Consider the following 6,125-nt stretch of genomic DNA (forward strand, 5'->3'; position numbering starts at 1 on the left):
TGAGCGGCATCTGGCCCGCGGTGTTTGCCCGCCCGGCCGAGCCCGCCCCCGATGTGGACCAGGACCTGTATGGCGGATTTGTGGGCAACAGCGACCGCCGCCACCTGAACGACTTGCGCACCCTGTCAGGGGCGAAACTGGCCACCGCGCGCACGGGCTTTGATGACCCGCGCCTGGCCGAGCTGGTGTGGCGCTACCGGGCCCGCAACTTCCCCGACACCCTGTCGCCCGAAGAGGCCGAGCGCTGGGAGGCGCACCGCGCCGCCTGCCTGTTCGACGGTGCGGGCGGGGCGCGCACCGTGGAGCAGTTGTTCACCGAGATCGACCAGATCTCGGAAACCGCCGACGACGACCGCACCCAGGAGATTCTGGGCGCCCTGTACGATTACGCCGAGCACATCGCGCCTGAACGCTGACCCCCCTGAGGCGCTGCGCGCCTTCCCCCCGAGGGGGACGCACCCAGTGGCCTGGCAAAGCCAGTTCCACGGGTGCGCTGGCATTTGGGGCGCGCCGGTTTCACGCTACAGCGCCCATTGCAAGCCGACAATCATCCGCAACCTTTTATGACGACACTGCACAACCCCCATTTCACCACCCAGATCGTGCATGCCGACCGGCGGGGCGGTGCCGAGCATGGCGCCATTCACCAGCCTGTTCACACCTCGGTGCAGTACGGCTTTGACAAGGTGGAAGACCTCATTGCCGTGTTCCAGGGCACCGCCAAGGGCGGCTTCAACTATGCCCGCCAGGGAACTCCCACCACGGCGGCGCTGGAGGCCAAGCTCACGCAGATGGAGCAGGGGCAGGGCGCCATCGTCTTTTCCACCGGCATGGCAGGCATCTGCGCCATTTTTCTTACGCTGCTCAAGGCGGGGGACCATCTGGTGGCCAGCAAGTTCGTGTTTGGCAACACCAACAGCGTGTTTGGCACCCTGGCCGACCTGGGCATCGAGGTCACCACGGTGGACGTGACGGATGCCGCGCAGGTGGCTGCCGCCGTGCGGCCGCACACGCGCATGGTGTTTGTCGAAACCATCGCCAACCCCGGCACGCAGATGCCCGACCTCGAAGGCATTGGCGCACGGTGCAAAGAGCGCGGGCTTCTCTATGTGGTGGACAACACGGTGGCCTCGCCGTATCTGTTTCGTCCGGGCACGGTGGGAGCGGGGCTGGTGGTGCATTCGCTCACCAAGAGCATCGGTGGGCAGGGCGATGCGCTGGGCGGCGCCGTGATCGACACCGGTGTTTTTGACTGGAGCACTTACCCAAACATCTTTCCGGCCTATCGCAAGGGCAATGCCAAGGGCTGGGGTCTGCAACAGGTGCGCAAGAAAGGCCTGCGCGACATGGGCGGCGCCTTGTCGTCCCATGCCGCGCACCAGATGGCGCTGGGCGCCGAAACGCTGGCCCTGCGCATGGACCGCACCAGCGCCACCGCGCTGGCCCTGGCCCGGTGGCTGGAGCAGCACCCTGCCGTGGCGCGGGTGCATTACCCGCTGCTGGAGTCGCACCCGCAATATGCGCAGGCCAAAAAGCACCTCAAGGCGGGCTCGTGGCTGCTGTCATTCGAACTGCGCGACCCCGCCCAGTGCCTGCCGCTGTGCAACCGCCTGCAGCTCCCCATCAAGGCCACGGGCCTGGCTGATACGCGCACGCTCATCATTCCGGTGGCGCACACCATTTTTTGGGAGGCGGGGCCTGAAGTGCGGGCCGCCATGGGCATTGGCGACAGCATGATTCGCCTGTCGGTCGGCCTGGAAGAGCTTCAGGACCTGCAGTCCGATTTTGAGCAGGCGCTGGCTGCCATTGCGGTGGTCTGATCGCTCGCCACTGCGCCCTGTGTCCGGGCGCAAGCGCTGCCAGACCATTCGCAGGGACCGCAGCCTCGGGTGCCAAAACCCTTGGTTGCTATATTAATAATAGCTGCTTGCGCTTTATGGATAAGGGCTGGAGGCCAATTTTGCTTGAATTTCAGCCAAAAAACCGGTAGCACACCACAATGGCGGCCACCACCCCTGCCAGCTCTGCCAGCAGCGCGCAGGCCACCGCATGGCGTGCCCGCTGGATGCCCACCGCCCCAAAGTACACCGCCAGCACATAAAACGTGGTTTCGGTGCTGCCCTGGACGGTGGCGGCCACCAGCGCGGCGAAGCTGTCCACGCCCTGGCTCTGCATGGTTTCGATCAGCATGGCGCGCGCCGCACTGCCCGAAAACGGCTTGACCAGCGCCGTGGGCAGGGCGTCGACAAAGCGCGCATCCATGCCCAGCAGCTCCACGCACCAGCGGATGGCATCCAGCACATAGCCCAGCGCACCCGAGGCGCGAAACACCCCCACAGCGCACAGCATGGCCACCAGGTAGGGCAGCAATCCCTTGGCCACATCAAAACCCTCTTTCGCGCCGTCGATAAACGCCTCATACACGGCCACCTTGCGCCAGGCGCCCACGCAGACAAACAGCACCACCAGCGCAAACAGCGTGAGGTTGCCCAGCAGCGAAGACAGCTGCGCCAGCGCCGCCGCGCTCAGCGTGGTCAACAGCGCCATGAAGCCTGCCAGTGCCAGGGCCACCGGCAGCAGATAGGCCAGCACCACCGGGCTGAACAGGGGCAACCGCTGCACCGCCGCCACGCTGAGCAGCCCCACCAGCGTGGAGGCAGACGTGGCCAGCAAAATGGGCAGGAACACCAGCGTCGGGTCGGGCGCGCCCTGCTGCATGCGGTACATGAAGATGGTGACCGGCAGCAGCGTGAGCGATGACGCGTTGAGCACCAAAAACAGAATCTGCGCGTTGGTCGCGGTGTCGGGATGCGGGTTCAGCTCTTGCAGCGCGCGCATGGCCTTCAGACCCATGGGCGTGGCGGCGTTGTCCAGCCCAAGCGCGTTGGCGGCAAAGTTCAGCGTCATCAGGCCCAGGGCCGGGTGGCCGCGCGGCACGCCCGGCATGAGCCGCGCAAACAGCGGCGCCAGCCAGCGCGCAAGGGCATTCACGATGCCGGCCTTTTCTGCAATGCGCAAAAAACCCAGCCACAGCGTGAGCGTGCCAAAAAGCAGCACCATCACCTCGACCGACAGTCTGGCCATGGAGAACAGGGCTTCGACCATGGTTGCAAAGATCTGGGCGTTGTCACCCACCAGCCATTGGGACAGTGCGGCGATGGCTGCGGTGACAAAAAAACCCAGCCAGAGGGTGTTGAGCAAGGAAGAAACTCCGTGTGGATGGTGGTCAGAAAGCGTCCGTTGGCGCCCGCTGGTATCCATTGTGCAGATGGGCCCGTTGCAGCGGGGTGGGGCCGCGCTTGCCAGTGCCCTGTCGAACTGGAGGCGCGGAGGGCAGTCAGCAGGTTAACCCGCTTCGTTCACTCCACATGCCAAAAGATGAGGCGAATCGCCGGGTGGTAATCTACAGGGTTCGGTTGCGTGCAAGGTTTTCTCTGGAAACTCCCGCGTGCAGCCGGCCCAGACACAAAACCAGGCGCCATTGAACAGGTTCATGGAGCGCCACAACACCAAGGAACATTCGCCATGGGCGCCCAGTGGAAAGCAAAAGGTAAGGCACAAGTCGCAGACGCCAGAGGAAAGCTGTTTGGCAAGCTGGCCAAGGAAATCATGGTGGCTGCGCGTGGCGGGGCCGACCCTGCCGGCAATTCGCGCCTGCGCCTCGTGGTCGAGCAGGCCCGCAAGGTCTCGATGCCCAAGGACACCCTGGAGCGCGCCATCAAGAAGGGTGCCGGTATCGGGGACGAGGCCGTCCATTTCGAGCGCGTCATCTATGAGGGCTTTGCCCCCCACCAGGTGGCCGTGATGGTCGAATGCCTGACCGACAACGTCAACCGCACCGCGCCCGAGATGCGCGTGCTGTTTCGCAAGGGCCAGCTGGGCACCTCGGGGTCGGTGGCATGGGATTTCAACCATGTGGGCATGATCGAAGCCGAACCCGCTACCCCCGGCGCCGACCCCGAGCTGGCCGCCATTGAAGCCGGCGCGCAAGACTTTGAAGCGGGCGACGAAGAAGGCACCACCACCTTCTGGACCGACCCGACCGACCTCGACCTGGTCAGCCGCGCACTCCCGGCACAGGGCTTTACCGTGCTGTCGGCCAAGCTGGGCTACAAGCCCAAGAACCCGGTGAACCCCGCCAACCTGACGCCCGAGCAGCTCGAAGAGGTTGAGAGCTTTCTGGCGGCCATTGATGCCAACGACGACGTGCAGAACGTCTTTGTGAGCCTGGGCAGCTGACCGCCTATTCCCGCCCTGGCGCGCTGGCCATTACACCGGCCAGCGCGCCCATGTAAGCAATCCATGACCGCAGACCATTACGCAGCCCTTGGGCTGAGCGCCAACGCGTCGCTGTCCGACATCAAGAAGGCCTTTCGCCAGAAAGCCTCGTTCTATCACCCGGACAGAAACGATGCGCCCGACGCGGCGCAGCGATTTCAGGCCGTGCAAAAAGCCTACGAAGTCCTGTCGGACGACGAGGCCCGCCAGGCCTACGACGACAACCGCCGCCGCAACCTGCTGGACGACCCGCTGCAGACGGCACAAGAGATCTGGCAAACCTATTTCAAGAGCATTCTTCCCAAGTGAAACTTTCTTCCTACTTTTATGACTTGCGTTCGGCCTACCAGGCCGAGCTGGACGACCTGGTTTCGGACTCGGAGGGCAAGGATGTGCTGCGCAAGCGGCTGGCAGAAAAGCGCTCTGAAATCGGTTTCCTGGTGAAGATGATGGAGCTGGCGCCCGAGATGGTGGCGGTGGTCTTTCATCAGGGCTTCCGTTTTGCCAAGCCTTCGGTGATGGAGTACTTGCTCAGCCAGGGGGCCGACAACCTGCCCGAGTGGGGCACGCTGACGGGCGCGGTCTCGCTGGAACCTTGGGCCGCCAGCCTGGCTCAAACCGTTTTGCGCGAGCCCGGTGGACCCGCTTTCATGGTCGTGGCGGCAGGGCTGGAGTATCTGCACCAGCATGCCCGCCTGGCACCGGCGGCCGCGCAGGGCGATACCGATCACGATACTGATGAAGATTCTGAGGATGGGGCCGAGCACGACGATGACTACAACGCCCTGAGCGCTGACGATGCTGCCGACCCGCACAACAGCCGCACCCGTGACGAGGCCAGCTCCAACTGGCTGGCCGAGGTAGGCTTTGACCGCAAAGACTGAGATTTTCCGTACATGAACCACCTGGCCCTCATCACCAAAACCACCAGCCTGATTGCCGCCGGCGACATCGTGGGCGCCGAGTCGGCGCTGGCCGACCTGGCCGACACCGAAGGCGACAACGCCCTGATGGTCGTGCTGGACCAGCTGGCACCCAAAGACGTGCTGGCCGTGATGCGCGAGTACGACGATTCCAAGGCATCTGTCGTCAACCTGCTGGTCACGCCCGAGCAGTTTGCGCGCGCCATGGTGCTGGAAAAGCAATACAAGGATCTCACCCACACGCACCTGCGCAACATGGTCAACGCCGTTATTTTTCGGGACGACGCCGACCCGGTGGAGTTTTTGACGGCGATTGGTGATCTGGAAGGCGGCAGCGAGGCCCTGGCCAATTACTTTGCCGAGAAGTGGAGCCGCATCGAGGCTTTTGCCCGCACCGGCACTTTTGACGCCACCGAAGACTACGGCCCCACCTTGAGCGATGACGAGTTGCTGGCATCGGGCTACGTGCAGCCCCGCATCGACCAGGACGAAGTGGCCGACCGCGACTGGATGCAGCTGGCCTGGCTGCTGCGCTACGAATGCCGCGACCTCTTTATCGAAACGCTGCTGGTGCTGCGCGCCAAGGCGCGTGCCCACGACATGGGCCTGGAAGAGGGCGATGAGCTGGCCGAAGAAGACGACGGCAAGTTTGAAACCAGCGACACCGATCGCGGCAAGGCGACCCCGGCGGCCCGCGCTTCTGACGAAGAATCCGCGATTTAGCATGTCCCCCCTGAGTAACCGTCTTCAAAGTCAAGCACTATGAAGCGATGCGTCCCAAGGTTTGCCGGTTCTGCCCATGGCGTTGAGCATGGTCAGCAGCTTGCGCATGCAGGCGACCAAGGCAACCTTGGGCAGCTTGCCTGCAGCCTTCAGTCGCTCGTAGAACGCCCGGATGACCGGGTTGTAGCGCGCCGCGGTCAA

General features: G+C 64.0%; 6 protein-coding genes and 2 pseudogenes. 6 read left to right on the forward strand and 2 right to left on the reverse strand.

Annotated elements, in window-relative coordinates; all coding sequences use genetic code 11:
- Positions 1-416, forward strand: a pseudogene (gene sbcB / locus DTW89_RS18410) (exodeoxyribonuclease I); the annotation flags it as partial.
- A 147-nt stretch (positions 417-563) separates the two neighbouring features.
- The gene (locus DTW89_RS18415) at positions 564-1,820 is read left to right on the forward strand and encodes a cystathionine gamma-synthase family protein (RefSeq protein WP_114656993.1); all 1,257 of its coding nucleotides are present in this window, start codon (positions 564-566) and stop codon (positions 1,818-1,820) included.
- Between the two features lie 151 nt (positions 1,821-1,971).
- Here the strand turns inward: DTW89_RS18415 and DTW89_RS18420 are convergent, their stop codons facing one another.
- Positions 1,972-3,201 (reverse strand): nucleoside recognition domain-containing protein, encoded by a 1,230-nt coding sequence (locus DTW89_RS18420; RefSeq protein ID WP_114656994.1) that lies wholly within the window; start codon positions 3,199-3,201, stop codon positions 1,972-1,974.
- A gap of 324 nt (positions 3,202-3,525) precedes the next feature.
- Between DTW89_RS18420 and DTW89_RS18425 the strand changes: the two genes are divergently transcribed.
- The 4 genes from DTW89_RS18425 to DTW89_RS18440 all read left to right on the forward strand — a co-directional run bounded on the left by DTW89_RS18425 (position 3,526) and on the right by DTW89_RS18440 (position 5,924).
- Positions 3,526-4,239, forward strand: a complete 714-nt coding sequence (locus tag DTW89_RS18425) for a YebC/PmpR family DNA-binding transcriptional regulator (RefSeq protein ID WP_111866599.1) — start codon at positions 3,526-3,528, stop codon at positions 4,237-4,239.
- 63 nt (positions 4,240-4,302) lie between these two features.
- Positions 4,303-4,587 (forward strand): DnaJ domain-containing protein, encoded by a 285-nt coding sequence (locus DTW89_RS18430; protein WP_114656995.1) that lies wholly within the window; start codon positions 4,303-4,305, stop codon positions 4,585-4,587.
- Positions 4,584-5,162: a hypothetical protein gene (locus DTW89_RS18435; protein WP_114656996.1), complete on the forward strand. Its 579-nt coding sequence runs from the start codon at positions 4,584-4,586 to the stop codon at positions 5,160-5,162. Before DTW89_RS18430 ends, DTW89_RS18435 begins: the two co-directional genes overlap by 4 nt.
- Positions 5,163-5,174: 12 nt before the next feature.
- Positions 5,175-5,924, forward strand: a complete 750-nt coding sequence (locus DTW89_RS18440; RefSeq protein WP_024815236.1) for a hypothetical protein — start codon at positions 5,175-5,177, stop codon at positions 5,922-5,924.
- 30 nt (positions 5,925-5,954) lie between these two features.
- On the opposite strand, the pseudogene DTW89_RS18445 reads toward DTW89_RS18440, so the two are convergent.
- Positions 5,955-6,125 (reverse strand): annotated as a pseudogene (locus tag DTW89_RS18445) (IS110 family transposase); the annotation flags it as partial.

Origin of the sequence: Acidovorax sp. BoFeN1 (genome assembly GCF_003345135.1) — a bacterium.
Taxonomy (GTDB): domain Bacteria; phylum Pseudomonadota; class Gammaproteobacteria; order Burkholderiales; family Burkholderiaceae_C; genus Acidovorax; species Acidovorax defluvii.

Coding starts and splice junctions, on each gene's coding strand:
- DTW89_RS18415 (WP_114656993.1), top strand. CDS start 564: ATGACGACACTGCACAACCCCCATTTCACCACCCAGATCGTGCATGCC.
- DTW89_RS18440 (WP_024815236.1), top strand. CDS start 5,175: ATGAACCACCTGGCCCTCATCACCAAAACCACCAGCCTGATTGCCGCC.
- DTW89_RS18430 (WP_114656995.1), top strand. CDS start 4,303: ATGACCGCAGACCATTACGCAGCCCTTGGGCTGAGCGCCAACGCGTCG.
- DTW89_RS18425 (WP_111866599.1), top strand. CDS start 3,526: ATGGGCGCCCAGTGGAAAGCAAAAGGTAAGGCACAAGTCGCAGACGCC.